The organism is Nonomuraea roseoviolacea subsp. carminata, from assembly GCF_024172185.1.
GTDB classification, from domain to species: Bacteria; Actinomycetota; Actinomycetes; order Streptosporangiales; family Streptosporangiaceae; genus Nonomuraea; species Nonomuraea roseoviolacea.
The window spans coordinates 2,120,652-2,145,786 of sequence record NZ_JAMZEC010000001.1 but is presented as its reverse complement, the minus strand read 5'-3'; the positions used below and the strand labels follow the sequence as shown (position 1 = coordinate 2,145,786).

Genomic DNA, 25,135 nt, shown 5'->3' with positions numbered 1-25,135 from the left:
CCGCCCGTAAATACGGCAAGTCAGCAAATTTCTTGACATAGTGCTCGCTAGGCGCAGGATGACACGACGGGTCAGAATTTTGTCATTTATATAGGCTTTATCCTCCGAGAGGAGCCTCCGAGTGCTCACCCTGCGAAGGAGTCTCGTGGCCGCGGCTGCGGCCGTCGCCTTAGGCGCGATGGCGATGCCCGCCTCGGCCGCGGACATCCCTCCGGCCGACACCGTGGTGACCAGCCCGAACGTCTCCCACGTGCTCAACATCCCGAAGCCGGCGCCCATCGCGGGCACCATCAACACCGACATCGCGTTCCAGAGCGGGTACGCGTACGTCGGCAACTACGGCGGGTTCTCCATCTACGACGTCCGCGACCCGAAGCAGGCCAAGCCGGTCAGCTCGGTCGTCTGCCCGGGCAGCCAGATGGACGTCACCGTCTACGGCAACCTGCTCTTCACCGCCGTGGACAGCTCGCGCAGCGACGACTCGTGCAACAGCACCGCGCTGTCGGCCGACCACAAGGAGGCCTGGGAAGGCGTCCGCATCTTCGACATCACCGACAAGGCCGCCCCCAAGTACATCAAGTCGGTCGAGACGAACTGCGGCTCCCACACCCTGACCCTGGTGCCGGGCAAGGGCCGTGACCGCCGCCACAACGTCTACCTGTACGTCTCGTCGTACAACCCGGCGGCGAACTTCCCCGACTGCCAGCCGCCGCACGACAAGATCTCCATCATCAAGGTGCCGCTGGACGACCCGACCGCCGCCGCGGTCGCGGCGACGCCGGTCGTCTTCCCCGACGGCGGCAACGAGACCCAGCCCGGCCTGCTGCTGCCCACCAGCGGCTGCCACGACATCACCGCGTACGCGGAGAAGGACATCGCGGCGGGCGCCTGCATGGGCGACGGCGTGCTGTTCGACATCTCCGACCGGCTGAACCCGAAGGTCACCGCCCGGGTCACCGACCCGAACTTCGCCTTCTGGCACTCGGCGACGTTCAGCAACGACGCCCGCAAGGTCGTCTTCACCGACGAGCTCGGCGGCGGCGGCGCCGCCACCTGCAACGAGGCCACCGGCCCGAACCGGGGCGCCGACGCCATCTACGACGTCACGCGGCGCGGGCTCGTCTTCAAGAGCTACTTCAAGATCCCCCGCTACCAGGCCGACAGCGAGAACTGCGTCGCCCACAACGGCTCGCTGATCCCGGTCAAGGGCAAGGACATCATGGTCCAGGCGTGGTACATGGGCGGCGTCTCGATCTGGGACTTCACCGACTCCAGCAAGCCCAGGGAGATCGGCTACTTCGAGCGCGGCCCGCGCGCCGACGGCAGCGGCGGCGGCATCTGGTCGGCGTACTACTACAACGGCAACATCTACGCGGCGGACTTCCACCAGGGCCTCGACATCATCACGATCGACGACCCGCTCGTCCGGGGCGCCGACCGCGTCCGTACGGACCGCCTCAACGTCCAGACCCAGGAGTCGTACCGGGGAGGCGGCTGGGGCCACGACTGACCCTCTCCCGAACCGGCTGACCTCACAGGCGTGACCGGCCCGGCGTGCCGGGCGGTCTCGTGAGCGCGGGGCCGGCCCGCCTCCTCCGCGGGCCGGCCCTCGCCATGCCCGGACGCCACCCGTACCCCACAGAAGATGATTTTTCCTGCGATAGTGGGGCGGCTGACTTCATCCCCGACCAGGAGGTCCTCTGTGGCGTCCAGAATCGGCCGTGCCCTCAAGCTGGGCCGTGTCCTCGTGCTGACGGGAGCGGTGCTGGGTCTCGCGACATCCGCGGCCCAGGCCCGCGACGACGGCGCCAGGACCAGCTCGAATATCAAGCACGTGGCCACCGTCCCCAAGCAGGGCGGCTTCACCGCGTCCGACGCCTACAGCACGGACCTGGCCTTCCAGGGGCGCTACGCCTACCAGGGCAACTACTACGGCTTCACCGTCTACGACATCAAGAACCCGGCCAAGCCGGCCGTGGTGAGCCGCGTCTCCTGCCCCGGCGGCCAGAACGACGTGTCGGTCCACGGCGACCTGCTGTTCCTGTCGGTGGACGACCCGGTCAAGGGCGACTCCTGCCGCGCCGAGCCGACGTCGCCGGCGTTCAAGTCGGCGTGGGAGGGCATCCGGATCTTCGACATCTCCGACAAGGCCCGCCCGAAGTACATCAAGTCCGTCAGGACCGACTGCGGCTCGCACACCAACACCCTCGTGCCCGACAAGACGGGCAAGGCGGTCTACCTGTACGTGTCCTCGTACGGGCCGCAGAACGACTTCCCGCACTGCAAGCCGCCCCACGACAGCATCTCCATCGTCAAGGTGCCGCTGGACCGCCCCACGACCGCCAAGGTGGTCGCCAAGCCCGTGCTCTTCCCCGAGGGCGGCAACGAGAAGCAGGAGACGCTCCTCGCGCCCACCAGCGGCTGCCACGACATCACGGTCTTCGCGAGCAAGAACCTCGCCGCGGGCGCCTGCATGGGCGACGGCGTGCTGATGGACATCTCCGACCGCGAGCGCCCGAAGGTCACCGCCCGGGTGACCGACGACAACTTCGCGTTCTGGCACTCGGCCACCTTCAACGCCACCGGTGACAAGGTCGTCTTCACCGACGAGCTCGGCGGCGGCCTCGGCGCCGTCTGCACCCAGGCCGTCGGCCCGCAGCGCGGCGCGGACGCCATCTACACCGTCACGGGCGGTCAGCTCGTCAAGCAGGCGTACTTCAAGATCCCGCGGCACCAGAGCGCCGGCGAGAACTGCGTCGCCCACAACGGCTCGCTGATCCCGGCCAAGGGCCGCGACATCATGGTCCAGGCGTGGTACCAGGGCGGCGTGTCCGTCATCGACTTCACCGACGCGGCCAAGCCCCAGGAGATCGGCTACTTCGACCGGGGGCCGCTCTCGCCGCGCGACTTCGGCGGCTCGTGGTCGGCGTACTACTACAACGGCCACATCTACAGCAGCGACATCCAGAAGGGGCTGGACGTGCTGCGCATCACCGACCCGCGCACGGCGTCGGCGGCCGGGAAGCGACTGAAGGTCCTCAACCCGCAGACCCAGTAGGACGGCCCTGCCAGGGGCCACCTCGCGGCGGCCCCCCTTCCCGGCCGGCGGGCGCTCACTGCGGAGGGGCGAACCCTCCGGGCGTGCTCCGCGGCCCCTCGGAGGGCGGCTCCGGCGTGAAGGGCGGCGGGGGCGGGAACCCCTGCGGCGCAGGGGATCCCTGAGGAGCCGCGACCGGCTGCGAGGGCGCGGCGGGCGGCGGGGCCCCATAAGGCTGAGGGGCCCCGTAAGGCTGCGGAGTCCCGTACGGCTGAGGGGCTCCGTAAGGCTGCGGGGTCCCGTAAGGCTGCGGTGGTGCGGGGTGCGGCGGCAGGTGAGGCCGGGGCCCCTGCGGGCCCCAGGGGCCCGCCACGCGGGCCAGCCGGATCTCCTCGCGCCGCCGCCGCTCGGCCAGCACGGCGCTCAGGTACGCGTGCGGCGGCACCCCCGCCGGGGCCGCGGGCGAGACGTACGCGGCGACCTGCGTGGCGATGCGCACCCCCATCTCGTGCCGCACGGCGGGCGCGAGGTCGTGCCAGCGCAGCAGGTACTGCCGGGCGGCCGTCGCCGCCTCCTCGGGAAGCTGCGACAGCTCCAGCGTCGCCGCCCACGCCGCGAGCGGCGGCGGCATGACGATGAGGTGGCCGTTGTCGCGCGGCGCCCGCTCGGCGATCACGATCGTGCCGGCGAACACGTCGCCCAGCCGCTTGCCCCGCTGCGAGACCAGCGAGGAGATCAGCGCCGGCGCCCCCGTGAACGCCCAGATCTCCAGCATGCCCGCCAGCCCCCGGAACAGCGCCTGCCGGAACCGCTCCGGCCCGCCGTCGTCGCCCACGACCCGCAGGCCCAGCGCCAGCTTGCCGAGGCTGCGCCCCCGGGTGGCCGTCTCGAAGATCACTGGATAGCCGACCAGCACCAGCACCGTGAAGATGATCATGACCGCGGCGAGCAGCGCCGGGTCGCTGACGATCGCGAACGCCTGCACCGCGACGAGCGCGCCGACCAGCAGCGTCACCTGCACGATCATGTCGATGGCGAGCGCCAGCGCACGGGACGGGAGCTGCGCCACCCGCACCTCGACGACGACCGCGTCCCCGGTCACGACCTCAGACATATGTGGAGCCTAACGGCAATGGCCCGCTGATCGACCGGCCACAATGGTCGGGTGGACATCGACGCGTTCGTCACGGCGCACCGGGCGACCTGGGACCGGCTCGACCATCTCGTCAAGCACCGCAAGTCCCTGAGCGGGGCCGAGGTGGACGAGCTGGTCGACCTCTACCAGCGGGTGTCCACCCACCTGTCGATCGTGCGCTCGTCGTCGGCCGACGCGATGCTGGCCGGCCGGTTGTCCGCGCTGGTCGCCCGCGCCAGGTCGGCCGTCACCGGGGCGCACGCGCCGGCCTGGCGCGAGCTGGCCAGGTTCGCGACCGTCTCGTTCCCCGTGGTGGCCTACCGGGCGCGGTGGTGGTGGCTCACCACCGCCGTGGTGTTCCTCGCCGTGTCGTGGGTCATGGGCGCGTGGATCGCCGGCGACCCGCAGGTGCAGGCCGCGATCGCCGGCCCCGAGGAGATCAAGCGGCTCGTCGAGCACGACTTCGCCGACTACTACTCCGAGAATCCCGCCGCGTCGTTCGCCGGCCGGGTGTGGATCAACAACGCGTGGGTGTCGGCCCAGGTCATCGTCTACGCCGTCTTCCTCGGGCTGCCCATCCCGTACGTGCTGTGGCAGAACGCCGCCAACGTCGCCGTCTCCGGCGGCCTCATGGCCTCGCGCGGCAAGCTCGACATCTTCTTCGGCCTGATCACCCCGCACGGGCTGCTGGAGCTGACCGCGGTCTTCCTCGCGGCGGCCGTCGGCATGCGGCTGGGCTGGACGGTCATCGACCCGGGGCCGCGCAGGCGCGCCGAGGCGCTGGCCGAGCAGGGGCGGGCCGTGATGAGCGTGGCGCTCGGGCTGGTCGTGGTGCTGTTCGCGTCGGGGCTGATCGAGGCGTTCGTCACGCCGTCGGGGCTGCCGACCTGGGCGCGCATCGGCATCGGGGTGCTGGCCGAGGCGGTGTTCATCGCGTACGTGCTGGTCTTCGGGCGGCGGGCCGCCCGCCGGGACGAGACGGGCGACATCGAGCACGCCCCCGACGTCGCCCCCAGCGCCTGACGCCCGCCTCTGGCGTCGCCCTCAGCGCCGCCTGACGCCCTGCTCCGGCGCTCTCGTGGGCGAGGGCTAGAGGCGGCCCGCCGCCTTGAGCGCGAGGTACGCGTCGGCCAGGGCGGGCGCGATGTCGTCCGGCGGCGCGTCCACCACCTCGACTCCGTGCCGCCGCAGCCGCGCGGTGATCCGGCGCCGGTCCAGCCGGGTGCGCTCGGCCGCCGCCGCGTCGTACACCTCCTCGGCCGTGCCCTTGCGCGCCGCCATGTCCGCCACCCGCGGGTCGGAGACGGCGGCGACCAGCACCAGGTGACGGGAGGAGAGCTGCGGCAGCACCGGCATCAGCCCCTCGTCCAGCGCGGCCGCGTTGAGGTCGGTCAGCAGCACGACCAGGCAGCGCCGCTTGGCCCGGGCCAGGATCGCGGACACCATGCCGCGCGAGTCGGCCTCCACCAGCTCCGCCTCGATCGGCGCCATCGCGTTGACCAGCGACGACAGCAGCTCGGTGCGGGAGGCGCCCGACACCCAGGCGCGTACCGCACGGTCGTGGGCGAGGAAGTCCACCCGGTCGCCGGCGCGGGCGGCGAGCGCGCTCAGCAGCAGCGCCGCGTCCATCGACCAGTCGAGCCGCGGCCAGCCGGGCACCGGCCGCGCCCCGCGCCCGCTCCCCGGCCCGCCTCCGTCGGCGGGGGCCCCGGCCAGCGGGATCGGCGCCTCGCCCACCCGGCCCGCCGAGGTGCGGCCGGTGTCGAGGACGATCAGCACCCGCCGGTCCCGCTCTGGCCGCCAGGTCCGGACGACCACGTCGTGGCGGCGGGCGGTGGCCCGCCAGTCGATCGAGCGCACGTCGTCGCCCACCACGTACTCGCGCAGCGAGTCGAACTCGGTGCCCTGGCCGCGCACGAGCGCCGGATGCCGGCCCTCCAGCTCCCGCAGCCGCGCCAGCCGGGCGGGCAGGTGCTTGCGCGACAGGAACGGCGGCAGCACGCGCACCGCCCACGGCGAGCGGTGGCGGCCCTGGCGCGCGGCCAGCCCGAGCGGGCCGACGGAGCGTACGGTCACCGCCACGGACTCGCGGTCGCCGCGCCGGGTCGGGGTGAGCGTCACGGTGAGCCGGCGCCGCTCGCCCGGCGGCACGTCCAGCCGCATCACCCGCGGCGACGCCCCCGCCGACGGCGGCCAGGCGTCGCGCAGCACGCCGCGGACCCGGCGCGAGCCCGGGTTCTCCACGACCAGCTCCACCGTGGCCCGCTGACCGAGCCGCACGAGCGTCTCGCCGGAGCGGTGGAAGCGCAGCGGCCGGACGGACCCCGCCAGCGCGAGGTCCACCAGGATCGCCGCGGCCAGCACCAGGCACACCCCGGCCAGGGCCGACCCCGGCCGGGGCGCGACCAGCACCACCACGACGCCGAGCGCCGCGACCAGCGCGGCGCGTCCCGTCAGAGCCATCAGCGCGGGACCGGGACCGAGGCCAGGATGCCGTCGAGCAGGCCGTCCGCGGTGGCGCCCTCCAGCTCCGCCTCGGGCCGCAGCTGCACCCGGTGCCGCAGCGCGGGCCGGGCCAGCGCCTTGACGTCGTCGGGCGTCACGTACGCGCGGCCCGACAGCCACGCCCAGGCCCGCGCGGCGGCCAGCAGCGCGGTCGCGCCGCGCGGCGAGACGCCGAGCTGGAGCGACGGCGAGTTACGGGTGGCGCGCGACACGTCCACGATGTAGCCGAGCACCTCGGGGGCCACGTGGACGGCCGCCACCGCCTCACGGCCGGCGGCCAGGTCGGCCGCCGTCGCCACGGCGCGCACGTGCGACAGGTCGCGCGGGTCGAACCCGAGCGCGTGCCGCTCCAGCACCGCGATCTCCTGCTCGCGCGGCGGCAGCGGCACGGTCAGCTTGAGCAGGAACCGGTCGAGCTGGGCCTCGGGGAGCTGGTAGGTGCCCTCGTACTCGACGGGGTTCTGGGTGGCGCAGACCACGAACGGGTCGGGCAGCGGGCGGGCGTCGCCCTCGACCGTGACCTGCCGCTCCTCCATGGCCTCCAGCAGCGCCGCCTGCGTCTTCGGCGGGGTGCGGTTGATCTCGTCGGCGAGCAGCAGGTTGGTGAACACCGGCCCCTCGTGGAACTCGAACTCCGCCGTCCGCGCGTCGTACACCAGCGAGCCCGTCACGTCGCCCGGCATCAGGTCGGGCGTGAACTGCACCCGCTTGGACCCCAGGTCGAGCGCCTTGGCCAGCGTGCGGACCATGAGCGTCTTGGCGACGCCCGGCACGCCTTCGAGCAGCACGTGCCCCCGGCACAGCAGCGCGATCACCAGCCCGGTCACGACCGCGTCCTGGCCGACCACGGCCTTGGACACCTCCGCCCGCAGCGCCCCCAGCGCCTCGCGGGCCGCCTCGCCGCGGCCCGTCACGCGGGTGGTCTCCTCAGTGTTCACCGACCGTCCTTTCGATGGAGTCCAGGTAGTGGGCCAGGGCGACGAGCCCGGCGTCGTCGGCGGGTTCCGGTCCGTACAGGGCGGCGCCGACCTGGCCCGGGGCGTGACCGGTGCGCGCGGCGACGGCCGCGACGACCTCGTCGCGGCCCGCGTCGGGCGCCAGCCCGAGCCGGGGGAGGAGCCGGTCGATCGCGCCGGCCCGCAGCACGTCGGCCGCGCGGCCCCGCGCGCGCCTGGCCCGGTACAGCCGCCCGCGCCCTTCGACGGTCTCGGCGGCCCGCACCACGACCGGCAGCCGCTCGGTCACCACCGGGCCGAGCCGCCTGCCCCGCCACAGGCCGGTGACCAGCACGGCCACGGCCGCCATGGCCACGGCCCAGGGGACGCCCGGCGGCATCAGGTCGTAGACCGACTGCCCGGCGGGGCCCGCCACCGTGTCCTCCTCCGGGGGCTCGACCAGCCAGGTGACGGCCTTGGCCGTGCCCAGCAGATCGAGCGCGAGCGCCGCGTTGCCGTCCTCGGCCAGGCGCCGGTTGGTCATGAACGCGCCGTCGCCGACGACCGTGGTCGTGCCGCCCGCGTTGGGCAGGCTGACCAGGGTCCAGCCGTCGTCGCCGGCCGGGTAGCAGCCGGTCGCGCCGCGCGGGACGGTGAAGGCCGCGCCGCCCATGAAGGCGCTGCCCGCGGCCCTCGCGGCGGGCAGCGGGCACTCCGGCTCGCGCGAGCGCTGCCCGACCTGCGCGGAGCTGCGCACGCCCGGGGCGAGCAGGTCGAGGCGGTAGAGGTCGCCCACCACGACCCGGTCGCCGGGGATGGCGGCCACCCCGGCCGGGTCCAGGACGAAGCTCGTGTCGGTGACCAGCAGCAGCCGGTCGCCGCCCTTCGCGAGCTCGCGGGCGCGCGTCACCGAGTCGGCCCGGTCCACGCTCACGCCGCGGGCGCGCAGGAGCTGGGCCAGCGCCCTGGAGCCGTCGAGGGAGGTGTCGTCGGGGTCGAGCCGGCGCGACGGGGCGGCCCCGCCGCCGAGGGCGACGGTGACGACGGCGGCGGCCACGACGAGCAGGCCGAGCAGGATCGCCATCCGGCTCGCCCGCCACATGGAGCGGGCCGTGGGCGAGGCGGGCGCCGACTGCCGCGTCTCGGCCGGTCCCATGCCGGTGAGGCTCATGCCCGGCCCTCCCCGCGCCGCTCCAGGACGTGCGTGCCACGCTCTCCCAGCCGCTCCAGGACGCTCACGCCGGGGCTCCCAGGGCCGCTCATGCCAGGGCTCCCAGGGCCGCTCATGCCAGGGCTCCCGGGGACGCTCACGCCAGGGCTGCCAGGGCCGCTCATGCCGGGGCTCCCAGGGGCGCGGGCCGGGCCTGGCGCAGGCGCTCGTCGAGGTCGCGCATCGCCGCGTACGCGGCCGGGGTACCGGCCACGCCGCCGTACGTCACGTCGTCGAACGAGCGCGCGGCGGCGGCGAGGTCTCCGGCGAAGCCCGGCAGCGCCCGGCCCGCCTCCGCCGCCAGCTCGTCGGCCGTGCGGCCGGGCTGGCCGTCGACCAGCGCGCGCTCCTCCAGGTCGCGGGCGATAGCGCGCAGCCGCTCCTGGATCGCCTCGGTGTGGCGGCCCTCGGCGGCGGCGCGCTCGGCCGCCTCCCGGTGCTCGGCGGCCGTCATCACCCGCGCGCCGAACACGCCGTGCACGGGGGCTCTGTCGCGGGCCGCGCGCCGCAGCCGCCAGGCGCCCAGCGCGACCAGGCCCACGAGGACGAGCGTGATGACGACGGCCGCGACGAAGCCGCCGGCGGTGCCGCCGCCGGCCACCGCGTCCAGCAGATCGCTGAGGAACTGCGTGAAGTGCCGGTAGAGCTGGTCGAGCAGCGACTCGTGGGCGTACTCGGGCCGGGCGAGCTCCTCGGCGGCCCGGTGCGCGGCCTCGTCGCGGCCGATCGGGCCCGCCAGGAACGGCATCACGGAGCCGGGGTGTGGGTCGGACGCCAGAGGTCGTCCGCCGACGCGTGCACCCAGCCCTGCCGCTGCTGCTCCACGGCCGCGCTCTGCAGGACGAGGTCGAACGCCTCGCTGCGCATGCGGCGGTCGGCGTACAGCAGGCCCGACACACCCGCCTCGATCGGGTAGCTGATCATGGCGCCGACCGTGCCGCCGATGGTGATGAGCACCGTGGCGCCGATCGCGGCGCCCGCGCCGTCGCCCAGCAGGCCCAGGAACGTGCCGACGAAGGTGAACGGCACCTGCAGGATGCTCGCGACGACCCCCACGATGAGGGAGGTGAGCAGCATGATGCCGAAGACCCGCCAGAAGTCGCCGCTGACGAGCTGCCAGGAGCGCCGCAGGGCCGCGACCGGGCCCATGCCCTCCAGCACCACCGCCGGGGCGGCGAGGCCGAACTTGGTGCGGAAGAACACCAGGTAGGGCAGGTACAGGAGGACCATCACCAGCAGGATGGCCGCCAGGGGGCCGCCGGAGACCGAGCCGGTGGCGTACAGCGCCACGAGGATCGCGGCGAAGGCCACCAGCGGAACCAGGAGCACGGCGACGAGCAGCCCCACCATGCCGAAGAGCGCGGGCAGACGCCCCCGGGTCAGCCGCCACGCCTCGCCCGCGGTGATGGAGCCGCCGAAGACGGCCCGGCCGAGGATGCGCGTCAGCACGCCGGTCAGCACCGTCACGACCACGAAGCTGACGGCCATGGAGACCAGGGCGCCGCCGTACTGGGCGGCGAAGGTGCCGTAGACGCCGGTGGGGTCGGACGCCGCGTACGGGTCGGCGTAGGGGTCGCGGAGGGTGGAGCGCATCGAGCCGAGCACGAACGCCTGGCCCACGGCGACCGGCAGGGAGGCCAGCAGCGCGGCGACGGCCGAGAGCCCGAGCACCGCCTTGGGGTTGGAGCGGACCAGCTTGATGGCGCCGTCGAGGATGTCGCCGAGGCGCAGCGGGCGCAGCGGGATGATCCCGGGGCGCGGGGCCTGCGGGATGCCGTAGCCGTAGCCCGGCGCGTAGCCGGGGGCGCCCGGCGGCTGCTGGGGGTGGGGCGGGTACGGAGCGTGAGGGCCCTGCTGGAAGGGGGCTTCCGGGCCGGCGCCGGGCGGAGCTCCCGGGGCGGAGCCGGGGGCGGTCCACGGCGAGGCCTGCGAAGGGCCGTAGGGTGGGGGCTGCTCGGCCGCCCAGCCTGGTGGCGTCTCGGGCGAGGGGCCGTGACCGTCAGACATATCCCAATCCTGGCACGCTGGGGGACGCGGTGGTGTCGGGGAGGGCATTCGGCGCGACGGTTGCCCGCATTCCCGGGCGAATCACAGCGTGATCTCGTCCAGGGATGGCAGAAAGGCGGTCGGTTACCGCAGACTGATATGGCGATCGTGGGGCGAGTCTAAAATTGGTCTTTTGAAGGTGCCCTGTCCCACACATGAGCCGACCAAGGGTAACCTTCAGCGATCGTGCGGGTATGTCCCAGAATGCGTAGAACGAATGAGGGGCCATGAAAGGTCGCGTGCTGGTCGTCGATGACGATGCCGCTCTCGCCGAGATGCTGGGCATCGTGTTGCGCGGAGAGGGCTTCGAACCATCCTTTGTCTCCGACGGCGACAAGGCGCTTGACGCGTTCCGGGACACGCGCCCGGATCTGGTGCTGCTCGACCTGATGCTGCCGGGGGCCGACGGCATCGACGTGGCACGCAGGATCAGGGCCGAATCCGGGGTCCCGATCGTCATGCTCACCGCCAAGAGCGACACGATCGACGTCGTGCTGGGCCTGGAGTCGGGCGCCGACGACTACATCGTCAAGCCGTTCAAGCCCAAGGAGCTCGTGGCGCGGGTGCGGGCGCGGCTGCGCCGCACCGACGAGCCGACCCCCGAGATCCTGCAGATCGGCGACATCACGATCGACGTCGCCGGCCACTCCGTCAAGCGCGGCGAGGAGACCATCAACCTCACGCCGCTGGAGTTCGACCTGCTCGTCGCGCTCGCCCGCAAGCCGCGCCAGGTCTTCACCCGCGAGGTCCTGCTGGAGCAGGTCTGGGGCTACCGGCACGCCGCCGACACGCGCCTGGTCAACGTGCACGTGCAGCGCCTCCGCGCCAAGATCGAGAAGGACCCCGAGCACCCCGAGATCGTCGTCACCGTCCGCGGCGTGGGGTACAAGGCCGGCCCCGCCTAGCGGGCCCTCACGCGCGCCATGCCCCCGACGACGAGGAATGTCCTGCGTCGGCGGACGCTCCGCCAGATCCTGGGCGGGGTCCGCCGGCGGGCGCGGCGTGCGGTCGGCGCGGTCCGCCGGGCCTGGCGGCGCTCGCTCCAGCTCCAGGTCGTCACGAGCACGCTGGTCATCTCCGTGACGGTCGTGGTCGTCCTCGGCGTGTTCCTGTCCGACCAGATCAACAAGTCGGTCATCGCGAGCAGCCAGGCGTCGGCCGCCAGCGAGGCGTTCGCCGACCGGGTCCAGATCGCCGCCGCGCTCAGCCTGGAGCCCGACGACCAGGCCAAGCCCGCCGACGCCGGCAAGAGCGCGCCCGCCGACCCCCTCGACGCCGTGATGAACACCATCACCGGCTCCGGCGAGAACGGCTCCAAGAAGCGCTACGAGGTGCTCGTCCTCAACACCGCCACCCCCGGCGCCTCGCGCGCCTCGGGCAAGGTGTCGCCGCGTGACGTGCCCCTCGCCCTGCGGCAGGGCCTCGAACGGCAGGCCAAGAACCTGCGCTACGACAAGCCGCTGCGCCACCAGGCGCTCATCCGCTTCAGCGGCGAGACCCAGCCCCGGCTGACGCTGGTCATCGGCGGTCTCATCCCACCCGACGCGGGCGCCAGCTACGAGGTCTACCACTTCTTCCCGCTCAACGACGAAGAGCAGATGCTCTCCAACGTCCGCCTCGCCATCGTCGTGGTGGGCTTCGGGCTCGTGCTGCTGCTCGCCGCGATCGCCTACCTCGTGGCGCGCCAGGTCGTCACCCCCGTTCGGCTGGCCCGCCAGGCCGCCGAGCGCCTGGCCGCCGGCAAGCTCGACGAACGGCTCAAGGTGCGCGGCGAGGACGACCTGGCCCGGCTGGCGACCTCGTTCAACGAGATGGCGGGCAACCTGGCCCTCAAGATCCACCAGTTGGAGGAGCTGTCCCAGGTGCAGCGCCAGTTCGTCTCCGACGTCTCCCACGAGCTGCGCACCCCGCTCACCACGGTGCGGATGGCCGCCGACCTGCTCTACGACGCCCGCGAGGACTTCGAGCCGATGGCCGCCCGCTCCGCCGAGCTCATGCAGGCCCAGCTCGAACGCTTCGAGTCCATGCTGGCCGACCTGCTGGAGATCAGCCGCTACGACGCCGGCGCCGCCACCCTCGACCTCGACTCCGTCGACGTGCGCGACGTCGTGCTGCGCGCCATCGCCGACTCCGAGGCGCTGGCCGAGCGCCACTCCACCCGTTTCGAGCTGCGGCTGCCCAACGAGCCCTGCATGGCCGAGATCGACAACCGCCGGGTCGAGCGGATCCTGCGCAACCTGCTGTTCAACGCGATCGAGCACGGCGAGGGCCGCGACGTGGTGGTCACCGTGGGCGCCGACCGCGACGCCGTCGCCGTGGCCGTGCGCGACCACGGCATCGGCCTGAAGGCCGGCGAGGAGACGATGGTGTTCGACCGGTTCTGGCGGGCCGACCCCTCGCGGGCGCGCACCATCGGCGGCACCGGGCTCGGGCTGGCGATCTCGCGCGAGGACGCCACGCTCCACGGCGGCTGGCTCCAGGCATGGGGTCAGGCGGGCGAGGGCTCCCAGTTCAGGCTCACGCTGCCGAGGACGGCGGGCGCCGACCTCAAGGGGTCGCCGCTGTCGCTGGTGCCCCCCGAGATCGAGATGCGCCGCACCTGGCGCGGCCAGATGACCCCGGTGCTGCTGCCGGCGTCGGGAGACGGGGCCGGGCATGAGGAGCTCTAGGCGGCTGGCCGCCGCCCTGGCCGTCGCCGTCGTGGCGTGGGCGGGCTCCGGGTGCGCGGTGATCCCGGTCGGCGGCCCGTTCCCGGTGGACGAGGCCGGCGGCGGCGACCCCATGAGCAAGCCGTTCCAGCGCATGATCGCCGTCCCGCCGCAGCCGGCCTGGGCGCCCCTCCAGGTCGTCCAGGGCCTCCAGGCCGCGATGGCCGCCTACGCCGACGAGCCCGACGTGCTGTCCACGTACCTCACGCCCGCCGCCGCGAAGACCTGGAGACCGGACGGACCCGTCACGGTCATCGCCAACCGTCCCAAGTACGACTACGTGGGCAAGAGCGACGGCGACCAGGTGGTCATCCGGCTCGTCGGCACCCCGATCGCCCGCATCGAGGCCGACGACACGTACATGCCGTACACCGGCGTGGGCGACATCTCCATCGATTTCACCCTGGTCAAGGACGCGCAGGGCGGCTACCACGTCCAGTCGGTCGAGCGGGGCGCGGGGCTGCTGCTGACCATGGACGACGTGGCCCGCGCCTACCGGCCGACCAAGCTGTACTTCCTGGCCGGGCCGCCCGGGCCGAGCCGGCTGTTCGCCGAGCGGCGGCTCGTCGTCGACCGGGTGTGGCTGCGCGTCAAGCCGACCGAGAACTTCGCGCAGACCATCGTCCGCCGCCTCCTGGAGGGCCCGAGCAAGGCGCTGCACGGCGCGGTCGGCAGCGTCTTCCCGCAGGGCATGAGCGTCCGCTCGGTCCGCTCCGACGACGACCGCGTCGTGGTCGACCTGCACGGCCCCATCGCGCCCGACGAGCTGTACACCGACGGGCTCAAGGCGCAGCTCAAGTGGACGCTCAACAACAACGACATGGCCAACGGCCGCACCGTCGAGGTACAGCTCGACGGCGAGCCGTTCTACTCCTCCGACCCGTTCGTCATCCGCGCCGACGACATGCGCGAGGACTGGCTCGGCAGCAACGTCAGCCCCGCCTACTACGTCAGCAAGGGCGCCGTGCGCTCCCTGGGCGACGAGCGGGCGGGCAACGCCGTCCAGGGCCCCGCCGGCCAGCCGAACGAGCTCTACAGCCGCCTGGCGATGTCCGACGGCGGCGCCATGGTGGCGGCGCGCGGCACCCCGGCGGCCGGCGGGGGCATCTGGGTCACCCGCGTCGCCCCCGACGGCCGCTGGCAGCGCTGGATCCAGGGCCGCCAGGAGGACCTCACCCCGCCCTCCTGGCACCGCGACGGCACCCTGTGGACCTACGACCGGGCCAACGGCACCGTCCTGCGGTGCGACCCCGCCTCGGGCCGCGGTCCCGAACGGGTCGCCGCGCCTGGCCTCGACGGGCTCGACGTCACGCGGCTGCGCGTCTCGCGCGACGGCGTGCGGGTCGCGGTGACGGTCGGCAAGAACGAGGTACGGGTCGGCGCGATCACCGGCGGAGGGGGCGCGCCCATGCTGGGCAACTTCCAGACGCTGACCAGGGTGACCGACGAGGAGATCAGGGACATCGCCTGGCGCGACGGCGAGCGGCTGCTGGTGCTCGTCCAGAGCAAGAACGCGCAGAGCGTCAGGGAGATCTACGTGGGCGACGGGCAGAGCACGGAGCTCCCGGCGACCAACAAGCGGCTGGAGTCGATCAGCGCGCTGGGGCAGCGGCTGCTCGCGGCCACGGAGGGGCGCAAGGAGATCCTGGAGTTCAACCAGGACAAGCAGGGATGGGTGTCCAAGGTCGACGGGGGCGACGCCGCCAACCCCATCTTCTCCCTGGGCTGACCGGACCGCCTGGACGCCACCACCCCCGACCCCGCACCCCGCCACCACGCACCCCAAGGCCGCCCTGCCGCGCCGCCCCGCCCGGGCGCGTAGAGGGGGCAGCGGGACGCAAACGCGACCGGCGCGGGGCGTGGGCGGAGGCGCGAAGGACGGGGAAAGGCGCCCGGCGCAGAACCCGGACCGGGGACGTGTGGATCGCGGGGGAATGTCGGTGGCTTCCTGCATGCTGGGGCGCGTGCTGACCGCCGTGCTCGACGTCCTCCTGCCGCGTCCCTGCGTGGGCTGCGGCGCGGCCGGGGCGGCCCTGTGCGACGCGTGCCTGGCGCCGCTCGTCGCCCCCGAGCCCCGGACGCCGTCCCCGCGCCCCGCCGGGCTGCCGGCTTGCTGGTCCGCCGCCTGGTACGAGGGCCCGCTGCGGCGGGCCGTGATCGCCTACAAGGAACGCGCCCAGACCGGCCTGGCCGTCCCCCTGGCCGCGTTGCTCGCCATGACCGTGGCCTCGGCCCTCGGGGCGGGCCGCCCGATCGAGGGTCCGTTCGCGGTCGTGCCCGTGCCGAGCGCCCGCCGCGCCCTGCGCTCGCGCGGCCACGACCCCATGGGGCGCCTGGCCGAGCTGGCCGTCCAGGCCCTGGCGCGGCTCGGCCGTCCGGCCGTGCTGTGGCGGGCCCTGACACCGGCGCGCCGCGTGGCCGACCAGGCGGGGCTCGGCGCGGCCGAACGCGCCGCGAACCTGGCCGGCTCGCTGCGCGTCACCGCACGCCCGGCCGGGCCGACGGGGACACGCGCGGCGGGGGCGCCGATCGCCCTCCACGGTCACGGGACGGACAACTTTCGGACGCCCGGCACGCCCGGCACCCCCCGCATGCCCGTGGTGCTCGTGGACGATCTGGTGACCACCGGCGCGACCCTGGCCGAGGCCGCCCGTGCGCTCCGCGAGCAGGGGTGGGACGTGACGTGCGCCGCGACCGTGGCCGCGACACGCCGAAGATCCTGAAATGCCCGAATGTCACGGTGAGTGACGATCGACGTCATGACGTGCTCACGTGCGGGTCATATCTGACTACCCCCCGTACGGATGAAGGCCAGCTCAGAGAGATCATCACGGGGTACATAAAGGTAGGGAGATCCTAAACGGGGGCAACTTTCCCCCGAGTCACACCAAGCGAAAATCACAGAAAGTGATCCTTTGGGCAATCCCCAGGCTGACATTCGGGTCCGATCCGGATAGCGTTCTGACATGGCACCCGTTCGGGTCCGTGGTTGCGCAGAGCCGGGAGTCCCGGCTCTGCTAGCCGATGCCAGCCGCAGGCGAAACGGTCCACGTAAGGCGACTCTTTGTCGACCGATCACGGTGCGGCTTAGGGGTAAGTCCTGCCTTCCCGAGGGTCCAGATGTCCCTCGTCAGAAGAGAAGGGCAGTAGTGGCATCAGAGCTGCGAAACCCTCAGCAGGCGGATGTGGGGTCGAAGACCAGGTCGGCCGAACGGGTGCCGCCCGAAACTCCGGTGATGGAAGGCCGAAAGCGGGGAACGGTGAACAGGAGGCAAACAGAAGACCCTGCCCGGCAGGCGCGTCGCCGGGCGCTCTATCTCAGTCGTTAGGCGAAGGGGGGCTGTTGCATGGACATCATCGTCAAGGGCCGGCACACAGGAGTGAGTGATCGGTTCCGCGACCAAGTGACGACCAAGCTGGCCAGGATCGAGCGTCTCGACAGCAAACTGATCAGAGTCGACGTGGAGGTGTCGAAGGAGCGCAATCCACGCCTCGCCGCGCAACGCGAGCGCGTCGAGCTGACCATCCATTCCCGGGGGCCCGCCATCAGGGCCGAGGCCTCCGCCGACGACCGCTTCTCCGCCCTCGACATCGCCCTGGACAAGCTGGAAGGCCGCCTGCGCAGGCTCGCCGACCGGCGCAAGGTCCACCACGGCAACCACTGCCCGCCGTCCGTGGCGGAGCTCACCGCGTCGCTCCCTGACGCCGCGGATCTCGCACCCGCCCCATCCCCGCTCGCCACCGAGGCCCCCGAGCCCGAGACCGGCGAGCTTCCCGACGACGCCGAGTACGACGACCGGCGCTACGACGACATCGTCCCCATCGAGATGGAAGGTGACGGCCCCCTCATCGTGAGGGAGAAGTTCCACCGAGCCGAGCCCATGACCATCGACCAGGCCCTCCTCGAGATGGAGCTGGTCGGACACGACTTCTACCTGTTCCGAGACAAGGAGAGCGGCCAGCCGTGCGTCGTCTACAACCGGCGCGGGTACAACTACGGCGTGTTGCGGCTCGTCGAGCCCTGATAGCGTCTTAAAGGATCTTCTCGACCACCCGAGGACCCGGCACTCGTGTCATCATCGGTCCACCGGCTCTGGCCCCCCGACGAGGAGGAGACGTGAGCGAGCTCAGTCAGGTGCGTGTGAGCGAGCGAAGCGAGGTCGCGATGCTGACCCAGGAGGCCTCGTGACCGAGCCCGACGAGGGCGGCGCGCCCGGCGGCGAGCCGATCCGTGTGCTGATCGTGGACGACCACGAGCTGATCAGGCGGAGCCTGGCTCTGGCGCTGGCCGCGGAGCCGGACATCGACGTGGTCGGAGAGGCGAGCGACGGGCAGGAGGCGGTCGAACTGGCCGACCGCCTCATGCCCGACGTGGCGCTGATGGACGTCCGCATGCCCCGGCAGGACGGCATCGAGGCCACCAGAGGCATCCGGGCCTCGGTGCCGAGCACCCGCATCATCATGCTGACGGTGAGCGACGAGGAGGAGGACCTCTTCGAGGCCATCAAGGCCGGCGCGACGGGCTACCTGCTCAAGGACGTCCAGATCAACGACGTCCCGGCAGCGGTGCGCGGCGTCCACGAGGGCCAGTCGCTCATCAACCCGGCGATGGCGGCCAAGCTCATCACCGAGTTCGCGAACATGAGCCGCAAGGAGGCCGAGCGACCCCCGCAGTTGCCGGTCCCGCGGCTCACCGAGCGCGAGATGGAGGTGCTGCGCCTGGTCGCCAAGGGCATGAACAACCGGGAGATCGCCAAGCAGCTGTTCATCAGCGAGAACACAGTGAAGAACCACGTCCGCAACATCCTGGACAAGCTGCAGCTGCACTCGCGCATGGAGGCCGTGGTCTACGCCGTGCGCGAGCGCATGCTGGAGATCACCTGACGGCCGTCTGCAGGTGGGCGGCGAGGCCCGGGTCGGCCCGTTCGACCCGCACGGCGTCGCAGCCCACCCACTCGGCGGCCGACCAGAGGGCGTCGCGCAGCGCGTCGGCCCACCGGGCGCCGCTCAGCCCGGCCTCCAGGCTGAGCTGCCGCGCCACCAGCGTGGAACCCTCGCGCGCGGGATCGACCCGCCCGATCAGTCTGCCTCCGGCCAGCACGGGCATCGTGAAGTAGCCGTGCACGCGCTTGTGGCGCGGCACGTACAGCTCCAGCGTGTACGCGAAGCCGAAGACCCGCTCGGTGCGGCCGCGGTGCCAGATCAGCGAGTCGAACGGCGAGACCAGCGTGGTGCGGTGCCGGCCGCGCGGCTCGGAGGCCAGCGCCTCGGGGTCGGCCCACGCGGCGGCGCCCTTGACGGTCTTCGCCCTGACGGCGGCCCGGCCTGAAGCGGCGGCCCGCCCGTTGACCGCGATCGTCACCTTGCCGCTGCCGCTGCCGCTGCCGCTGCCGCTGCCGCTGCCGGCGCTGCCGCTCGCATCGCCGTCGCCCGCGCCTCGGCCGTTGGCGCTCCCGCCGCCCCGGGACGCGTCGCGGGCCGGCCAGCCCGACACGGTCACGGGCACCAGCCCGGCCGCGCCGCTGAGCAGGCACTCGTCCAGCATCGCGGCGTGCTTGCCCTTGAGCCGCAGGAAGTCGATCAGATCGCCCCGGGTCGCGACGCCCAGCGCGCGGCCCGCGATCCGCGCGAGCCGTACGACGCACTCCTCGTCGGTGAGGTCCTCGGCCAGGAGGTCGGCGGGCACCACGCGCTCGGCGAGGTCGTAGACCCGCCGCCAGCCGACGCGCCGGGTGCAGACCAGCTCGCCGATGTCGAGCAGCCACTCCAGCGCGATCTTGGACTCGGACCAGTCCCACCACTCGCCGGCCTGCCCGTCGCCGTCGGAACGCCTGGCCGCCCGCGCGCCGCCCACCTCGGCGGTGGTGACGGGGCCGGACTCGCGCACCTGCTGCAGCAGCTTCTCGACCTGGCCGTTGGGGACGTCGTGCCAGCGGAAGCCCCGCTCCCGGTACGCGCGGCGGCGGAAGGCGTAGAGCGGCCAGTGCTCGATCGGCAGGATGCAGGCGGCGTGGCACCAGTATTCGAAGCTCTGCGCCGGTTCGTGCCAGTAGGCGCGCTCGACCGCTGCCCTGCCGACGGCTCCCAGGCGCGCGTAGGCGACCAGCTCATGGGACCGGGCGAGGACCGAGATCGTGTCGAGCTGCACGGCGCCGAGTCTGCGCAGCATGCCGCGCGGGCCGCCCTGGCGCCCCTCGGCGCCGAGCAGGCCCTGCGCGCGCAGGATGATCCGGCGCGCCTCGTCGGCGGTCAGGTCGGTCATCAAAACTCCTTAAGGCTGGAGCCCCTGGGCCTCAGCCCTGGGGACGAAAAGCTGGACACCACCTGCACGTGCTTCACACCAAGCGGGTGTTCTTGAGTGGGCGATTCGTCAAAATGGATCTGTGAGGACGGCGTACAAGTGCCGGGCGTACCCGACGCCCGAGCAGGCCGGCGTGCTGAGTCGCACGTTCGGTTGCGTACGCGTCGTCTGGAACCGCACCCTGGCTTGGCGGCGTGACCGATACCGCACCCAGCAGGCGAAGATCGGCTTCGTCCAGGCCAATGCCTATCTCACCGCGATGAAGGCCACCGACGAGCTGGCATGGCTGAACGAGGTGTCGTCGGTGCCGTTGCAGCAGGCGATCCGGCACCAGCAGACGGCGTTCGCGAACTTCTTCGCCGGACGCGCCAGGCACCCGCGCTACAAGTCCCGAACCGGACGGCAGTCGGCTGAATACACCCGCTCGGGGTTCCGCTACCGCGAGGGGCGGCTGTACCTCGCGAAGATGGACGCGCCTCTGGCCTTCGTCTGGCCCTGGCCCGACGTGGACCCGACAGCGATCGACCCGACCACGGTGACCGTCTCCCGGGACCCGTGCGGGCGGTGGTACGTCTCCTTCGCCGTCGATATCACCGCCCCCGACCCGCTCGCGACGTCGGGAGCAGCGGTCGGCGTCGATCTCGGGGTGACGGACTTCGCCGTCACCTCCGACGGCGACAAGATCCCCAACCCGCGTCATCTGGCTAAACGGGAGCGCAACCTGGCCCGCTACCAGCGCCGCCAAGCACGCAAGACCCGCGGGTCGAACAATCACCGGAAGGCGAAGGCCAAGGTCGCCCGCGCCCACCGGAAGGTACGCGCGTCCCGGACAGACTTCCTGCACAAGACCAGCACGCGGCTGGTGCGCGACCACGACGTGATCGTGATCGAGGACCTGGCCGTGGCCAACATGGTCCGCAACCGCACGCTGGCCAAGGCCATCTCCGACTGCGGATGGGGCGCCTTCCGCCGCATGCTCGGCTACAAGACGGCCCGACACGGTCGCCGTCTGATCGTGGTCGACCGCTGGCTGCCCAGCTCCAAGACCTGCTCGACCTGCGGGCACCTGCTCACGCAACTCGCGCTCAGCACCCGGACGTGGCAGTGCCCGTCCTGCGGCACCCGGCACGACCGGGACATCAACGCCGCGAAGAACATCCTGGCGGCAGGTCTTGCCGTGTCCGCCTGTGGAGGTGACGTCAGACATTCCGGGGCCTTCGGGGTGCAGTCGCCTGGGAAGCAGGAACCCCAACCTGTGAAGGTTGGCATCCCCCGCCCTTAGGCATGGGGAGGAAGTCAAGTCAGCGATTCCGTACGGCAGGCGAGCATGCGGCGCATGCTAGCGCCGCCCACCGACAGAAACGCGAGCGCGGGGCGGCTGGGGAAAATCTGGAGGAACCCCTCCGGAGGTGGCCGGGTCGGAGCGTCCACCACAAACCTGGCCGCTTTGCCGCACGCACCGCCTCCGAGAACGAGGCTCTCCACGCCCAAGGCCGTCTGCACCCGAAGGCCCGCGAAACGGCGGCGCCCGAGAAACCGCGGCCGGCTTCGCGGCGCGCCCGGCAGCGTGATGTGGGGCCCGCCGCACGCCCGAGAGCAGACATCGGGCCGGGCGGCCTGGGAAAGGACGCCGGGTCGGCGGCGCGCCCGAGGCTCGATGGGGACGGTGACTGCCCCTGTTCGCGCCCCAGCGCAGAACGACAGGAGGGAGCGCCTGAAGGAGAACGGCACCAAGCTCGCGGCCTTCCCGTCAGGGATCCACCTCAGGCGCGTACCCGGGGGAGAACGTAGGTCAGCAGGCCCGGCGGCGCGCCCGAGAAGCCGGAGAAGACGACCGGCGTGGCGCGCTCGGGGAACCATCACCCGCGTGGCGCGCCCGGGGGTGTCAGCGACAGAACGACGACATGCGAAGGAGCGGCGTCGCGTGGTGTGACGCCGCTCCCGCGCTCGGAAGACCGTCGTGGCTCGGGCTCAGCGGTGGTCTTCGACGGACATGCCGACGCGGGGCGCGTCGATCACGACGTCGGAGAAGATGTCGAAGACGAGCGCCAGGATGCCGCCCACGACGATCACCCCGGCGCCGACCCAGACGAGCGTCCAGCTCGACATGGTCAGCCCGACACCGCCGACGATGAACCCGATCAGCATGACGGTGACCGCGAGCCACGAAGACGCGCGCCCGCCGTGACTGCCGAGATGCTCAGTCTGCTCGCTCTTCTGGCCCTCTACCATGACAAAATCCTTCCCTTTGCCGGATATCCCGCTATTTGGTGCGAGCCGGCTGTCAACCGGCATACCCTCTGCCTCGGCCCATTCTCCCAGACATCACCTGCGCCCTCGATGTCGCGGTGGCTGTGTCTGCTGGCGGAACCGCCTACCATGGCAACGGGGAAGTTTGTCTCGGCCTCTCCTCCTGGCGGCGCCGCCGGGGTAGACCTGCGAGGAGCTTTACATAAAGTGGCAGCCATTCTCGACAAGATCCTGCGTGCCGGCGAAGGCAAGACCCTGCGCAAGCTCAAGCGGATCGCAGACCAGGTCAACTCCATCGAGGACGACTTCACGAGCCTGTCCGACGCGGAGTTGCGCGCGCTGACGGACGAGTTCAAGCAGCGTCACAAAGACGGGGAGTCGCTCGACGACCTGCTTCCCGAGGCGTTCGCCACCGTGCGCGAGGCGGCCCGCCGCGTGCTCGGACAGCGCCCCTACGACGTCCAGATCATGGGCGGCGCCAACCTCCACATGGGCAACATCTCCGAGATGAAGACAGGTGAGGGCAAGACCCTCACCTGCACCCTGCCCGCCTACCTCAACGCGCTGGCCGGCAAGGGCGTCCATGTGATCACGGTCAACGACTACCTCGCCAAGCGCGACGCCGAGAAGATGGGCCGCATCCATCGCTTCCTCGGCCTGGAGGTCGGCGTGATCATCTCCGGGCAGCAGCCCGACGAGCGCCGCAAGCAGTACGAGGCCGACATCACGTACGGCACCAACAACGAGTTCGGCTTCGACTACCTGCGCGACAACATGGCCTGGTCGCTCGACGAGTGCGTGCAGCGCGGCCACTACTTCGCGATCGTCGACGAGGTCGACTCCATCCTCATCGACGAGGCCCGCACGCCGCTGATCATCTCCGGCCCTGGCGAGCAGTCCGGCAAGTGGTACGCCGAGTTCGCCAAGATCGTGCCCAGGCTCCGCCGGGGCGTCGAGGCGAAGAACCCCGGCGAGGAGAGCACCGGCGACTACGTCGTCGACGAGAAGAAGCGCACCGTCGGCGTGCTGGAGGCGGGCGTCGCCAAGGTCGAGGACTGGCTCGGCATCGACAACCTCTACAAGCCCGAGCACACCCACCTGGTCGGCTTCCTGAACAACGCGCTCAAGGCCAAGGAGCTGTTCAAGAAGGACAAGGACTACATCGTCGCCGACGGCGAGGTCCTGATCGTCGACGAGTTCACCGGGCGCATCCTGCACGGCCGTCGCTACAACGAGGGCATGCACCAGGCCATCGAGGCCAAGGAAGGCGTGGCCATCAAGGACGAGAACCAGACTCTCGCCACCGTCACGCTGCAGAACTACTTCCGCCTCTACGAGAAGCTGTCCGGCATGACCGGCACCGCCGTCACCGAGGCCAACGAGTTCCACAAGACCTACAAGCTCGGCGTGGTCCCGATCCCCACCAACCGGCCGATGATCCGCAAGGACCAGGCCGACGTGGTCTACAAGACCGAGGACGCCAAGTTCGACGCCGTGGTCATGGACATCAAGGACCGCTACGAGCAGGGCCAGCCGGTGCTCGTCGGCACCACCTCGGTCGAGAAGTCCGAGCGGCTGTCGCGGGCGCTCAAGCGCCAGGGCGTTCCGCACGAGGTGCTCAACGCGAAGAACCACGCGCGTGAGGCCGCGATCATCGCCGAGGCGGGCCGCAAGGGCGCCGTCACCGTCGCCACCAACATGGCCGGCCGCGGCACCGACATCATGCTCGGCGGCAACCCCGAGTTCCGCGCCGACCTGGAGCTGCGCCAGCGCGGCCTCGACCCGGTCGAGACGCCGGAGGAGTACGAGAAGGCCTGGCCCGAGGCGCTGGAGAAGGCCAAGGCCGCGGTCCAGGCCGAGCACGACGAGGTCGTCGAGATCGGCGGCCTGTACGTCCTCGGCACCGAGCGCCACGAGTCGCGCCGCATCGACAACCAGCTCCGCGGCCGTTCCGGCCGTCAGGGCGACCCCGGCGAGTCGCGCTTCTACCTCTCGCTCGGCGACGACCTGATGCGTCTGTTCAACTCGGCCCGCGTCGAGATGATCATGACGCGGCTCAACATCCCCGACGACCAGCCGATCGAGTCGGGCATCGTCTCCAAGGCCATCGCCTCCGCCCAGCACCAGGTCGAACAGCAGAACTTCGAGATCCGCAAGGAAGTTCTCAAGTACGACGAGGTGATGAACCGCCAGCGCAAGGTCATCTACGCCGAGCGCCACCGGGTGCTGGAGGGCGCCGACCTGCACGAGCAGGTGCGCGGCTTCGTCGGCGACGTGATCGACGGCTACGTCGCGGGCGCCACCTCCGAGGGCTTCGCCGAGGAGTGGGACCTCGAGAAGCTGTGGAAGGCGTTCAGCGAGCTCTACCCGATCCAGGTCACCATCGACAACCTGGTCGAGGAGGCCGGCTCGCGCGAGGAGCTGACCGCCGAGTTCATCAGCGAGAAGATCAAGCAGGACGCGCTGGCGGCCTACGACCGTCGCGAGCAGGAGCTCGGCTCCGAGGCGATGCGCGAGTTCGAGCGCCGGGTCATCCTGTCCGTCCTCGACCGCAAGTGGCGCGAGCACCTGTACGAGATGGACTACCTGCGCGAGGGCATCGGCATGCGGGCCTACGCGCAGAAGGACCCGCAGATCGAGTACCAGCGCGAGGGCTTCGAGATGTTCGCCGCGATGCTCGAGGGCATCAAGGAGGACTCGGTCGGGTTCCTGTTCAACATCGAGGTCGAGGTCCAGCAGAACCCGATCGTCGAGGAGGCCGAGGAGGACGCGATGGTGGCGGAGACCCGCTCCATCATCGCGCGCGGCCTGCGCGGCCCCGAGCGGCCCGCCGAGCTGGAGTACTCCGCGCCCGGTGAGCAGGGCGAGGTCGAGCACACCCGCGTCCGCACCACCGCGGCGGAGCGGGCGGCCTACGGCAACGTCGAGCGCAACGCGCCGTGCCCCTGCGGCTCCGGCAAGAAGTACAAGCGCTGCCACGGCGACCCGCGCAACGCGGCCTGACCCGC

At 71.9% G+C, this 25,135-nt stretch carries 19 protein-coding genes; 11 read left to right on the top strand and 8 right to left on the bottom strand.

What is annotated here, in order from left to right:
- The first annotated feature begins 121 nt into the window (after positions 1-121).
- Entirely contained in the window at positions 122-1,510 is a 1,389-nt protein-coding gene (locus HD595_RS09705; protein WP_253767717.1) for an LVIVD repeat-containing protein, read from the top strand.
- 135 nt (positions 1,511-1,645) lie between these two features.
- The gene (locus tag HD595_RS09700) at positions 1,646-3,058 is read left to right on the top strand and encodes an LVIVD repeat-containing protein (RefSeq protein ID WP_420540698.1); all 1,413 of its coding nucleotides are present in this window, start codon (positions 1,646-1,648) and stop codon (positions 3,056-3,058) included.
- A gap of 55 nt (positions 3,059-3,113) precedes the next feature.
- Here HD595_RS09700 and HD595_RS45715 read toward each other — a convergent pair whose 3' ends face one another.
- Positions 3,114-4,151: an RDD family protein gene (locus tag HD595_RS45715; RefSeq protein WP_301309481.1), complete on the bottom strand. Its 1,038-nt coding sequence runs from the start codon at positions 4,149-4,151 to the stop codon at positions 3,114-3,116.
- A 51-nt stretch (positions 4,152-4,202) separates the two neighbouring features.
- On the opposite strand from HD595_RS45715, the gene HD595_RS09685 reads away from it, so the two are divergent.
- Positions 4,203-5,195, top strand: a complete 993-nt coding sequence (locus HD595_RS09685) for a stage II sporulation protein M (protein WP_253767714.1) — start codon at positions 4,203-4,205, stop codon at positions 5,193-5,195.
- A 66-nt stretch (positions 5,196-5,261) separates the two neighbouring features.
- Here HD595_RS09685 and HD595_RS09680 read toward each other — a convergent pair whose 3' ends face one another.
- From HD595_RS09680 to HD595_RS09660, 5 genes are all read right to left on the bottom strand, one after another.
- Complete coding sequence (locus HD595_RS09680) at positions 5,262-6,635, bottom strand: DUF58 domain-containing protein (protein WP_253767712.1); 1,374 nt, start codon at positions 6,633-6,635, stop codon at positions 5,262-5,264.
- The gene (locus tag HD595_RS09675; protein WP_253767710.1) at positions 6,635-7,615 is read right to left on the bottom strand and encodes an AAA family ATPase; all 981 of its coding nucleotides are present in this window, start codon (positions 7,613-7,615) and stop codon (positions 6,635-6,637) included. The genes HD595_RS09680 and HD595_RS09675 overlap by 1 nt, the downstream gene beginning before the upstream one ends.
- Positions 7,605-8,783: a DUF4350 domain-containing protein gene (locus tag HD595_RS09670; RefSeq protein WP_253767708.1), complete on the bottom strand. Its 1,179-nt coding sequence runs from the start codon at positions 8,781-8,783 to the stop codon at positions 7,605-7,607. Before HD595_RS09670 ends, HD595_RS09675 begins: the two co-directional genes overlap by 11 nt.
- 160 nt (positions 8,784-8,943) lie before the next feature.
- Complete coding sequence (locus HD595_RS09665; RefSeq protein WP_253781113.1) at positions 8,944-9,570, bottom strand: DUF4129 domain-containing protein; 627 nt, start codon at positions 9,568-9,570, stop codon at positions 8,944-8,946.
- The gene (locus HD595_RS09660) at positions 9,570-10,829 is read right to left on the bottom strand and encodes a DUF7847 domain-containing protein (protein WP_253767705.1); all 1,260 of its coding nucleotides are present in this window, start codon (positions 10,827-10,829) and stop codon (positions 9,570-9,572) included. Before HD595_RS09660 ends, HD595_RS09665 begins: the two co-directional genes overlap by 1 nt.
- Positions 10,830-11,095: 266 nt before the next feature.
- Between HD595_RS09660 and mtrA the strand changes: the two genes are divergently transcribed.
- From mtrA to HD595_RS09630, 6 genes are all read left to right on the top strand, one after another.
- Positions 11,096-11,773, top strand: a complete 678-nt coding sequence (gene mtrA / locus HD595_RS09655) for an MtrAB system response regulator MtrA (RefSeq protein WP_043620615.1) — start codon at positions 11,096-11,098, stop codon at positions 11,771-11,773.
- Positions 11,774-11,791: 18 nt separating this feature from the next.
- On the top strand, positions 11,792-13,537 hold the full coding sequence (gene mtrB, locus HD595_RS09650; protein WP_253767703.1) for an MtrAB system histidine kinase MtrB: 1,746 nt from the start codon (positions 11,792-11,794) through the stop codon (positions 13,535-13,537).
- The gene (locus HD595_RS09645) at positions 13,524-15,305 is read left to right on the top strand and encodes an LpqB family beta-propeller domain-containing protein (RefSeq protein ID WP_253767701.1); all 1,782 of its coding nucleotides are present in this window, start codon (positions 13,524-13,526) and stop codon (positions 15,303-15,305) included. Before mtrB ends, HD595_RS09645 begins: the two co-directional genes overlap by 14 nt.
- 211 nt (positions 15,306-15,516) lie before the next feature.
- Positions 15,517-16,299, top strand: a complete 783-nt coding sequence (locus HD595_RS09640) for a ComF family protein (RefSeq protein ID WP_253767698.1) — start codon at positions 15,517-15,519, stop codon at positions 16,297-16,299.
- Positions 16,300-16,923: 624 nt separating this feature from the next.
- Positions 16,924-17,601 carry a ribosome hibernation-promoting factor, HPF/YfiA family gene (gene hpf / locus HD595_RS09635; RefSeq protein WP_253767695.1) on the top strand — a complete coding sequence of 226 codons (678 nt, stop codon included), beginning with the start codon at positions 16,924-16,926 and terminating at the stop codon, positions 17,599-17,601.
- A 160-nt stretch (positions 17,602-17,761) separates the two neighbouring features.
- Positions 17,762-18,460, top strand: a complete 699-nt coding sequence (locus HD595_RS09630) for a response regulator (RefSeq protein WP_253767693.1) — start codon at positions 17,762-17,764, stop codon at positions 18,458-18,460.
- Here HD595_RS09630 and HD595_RS09625 read toward each other — a convergent pair.
- Positions 18,453-19,838 carry a winged helix-turn-helix domain-containing protein gene (locus HD595_RS09625; protein ID WP_253767691.1) on the bottom strand — a complete coding sequence of 462 codons (1,386 nt, stop codon included), beginning with the start codon at positions 19,836-19,838 and terminating at the stop codon, positions 18,453-18,455. The genes HD595_RS09630 and HD595_RS09625 overlap by 8 nt on opposite strands.
- A 121-nt stretch (positions 19,839-19,959) precedes the next feature.
- On the opposite strand from HD595_RS09625, the gene HD595_RS09620 reads away from it, so the two are divergent.
- Positions 19,960-21,159, top strand: coding sequence for an RNA-guided endonuclease InsQ/TnpB family protein (locus HD595_RS09620; RefSeq protein WP_253767688.1), 1,200 nt, complete (start codon positions 19,960-19,962; stop codon positions 21,157-21,159).
- Positions 21,160-21,848: 689 nt separating this feature from the next.
- Here the strand turns inward: HD595_RS09620 and HD595_RS09615 are convergent.
- Positions 21,849-22,109 (bottom strand): HGxxPAAW family protein, encoded by a 261-nt coding sequence (locus HD595_RS09615; protein ID WP_253767686.1) that lies wholly within the window; start codon positions 22,107-22,109, stop codon positions 21,849-21,851.
- Positions 22,110-22,334: 225 nt separating this feature from the next.
- Between HD595_RS09615 and secA the strand changes: the two genes are divergently transcribed.
- The gene (secA, locus tag HD595_RS09610) at positions 22,335-25,130 is read left to right on the top strand and encodes a preprotein translocase subunit SecA (RefSeq protein ID WP_253767684.1); all 2,796 of its coding nucleotides are present in this window, start codon (positions 22,335-22,337) and stop codon (positions 25,128-25,130) included.
- Positions 25,131-25,135: the final 5 nt, after the last annotated feature.

Coding starts and splice junctions, on each gene's coding strand:
- HD595_RS09700 (WP_420540698.1), top strand. CDS start 1,646: ATGATTTTTCCTGCGATAGTGGGGCGGCTGACTTCATCCCCGACCAGG.
- HD595_RS45715 (WP_301309481.1), bottom strand. CDS start 4,151: ATGTCTGAGGTCGTGACCGGGGACGCGGTCGTCGTCGAGGTGCGGGTG.
- HD595_RS09680 (WP_253767712.1), bottom strand. CDS start 6,635: ATGGCTCTGACGGGACGCGCCGCGCTGGTCGCGGCGCTCGGCGTCGTG.
- HD595_RS09670 (WP_253767708.1), bottom strand. CDS start 8,783: ATGAGCCTCACCGGCATGGGACCGGCCGAGACGCGGCAGTCGGCGCCC.
- HD595_RS09665 (WP_253781113.1), bottom strand. CDS start 9,570: ATGCCGTTCCTGGCGGGCCCGATCGGCCGCGACGAGGCCGCGCACCGG.
- HD595_RS09660 (WP_253767705.1), bottom strand. CDS start 10,829: ATGTCTGACGGTCACGGCCCCTCGCCCGAGACGCCACCAGGCTGGGCG.
- mtrA (WP_043620615.1), top strand. CDS start 11,096: ATGAAAGGTCGCGTGCTGGTCGTCGATGACGATGCCGCTCTCGCCGAG.
- mtrB (WP_253767703.1), top strand. CDS start 11,792: ATGCCCCCGACGACGAGGAATGTCCTGCGTCGGCGGACGCTCCGCCAG.
- HD595_RS09645 (WP_253767701.1), top strand. CDS start 13,524: ATGAGGAGCTCTAGGCGGCTGGCCGCCGCCCTGGCCGTCGCCGTCGTG.
- hpf (WP_253767695.1), top strand. CDS start 16,924: ATGGACATCATCGTCAAGGGCCGGCACACAGGAGTGAGTGATCGGTTC.
- HD595_RS09625 (WP_253767691.1), bottom strand. CDS start 19,838: ATGACCGACCTGACCGCCGACGAGGCGCGCCGGATCATCCTGCGCGCG.
- HD595_RS09615 (WP_253767686.1), bottom strand. CDS start 22,109: ATGGTAGAGGGCCAGAAGAGCGAGCAGACTGAGCATCTCGGCAGTCAC.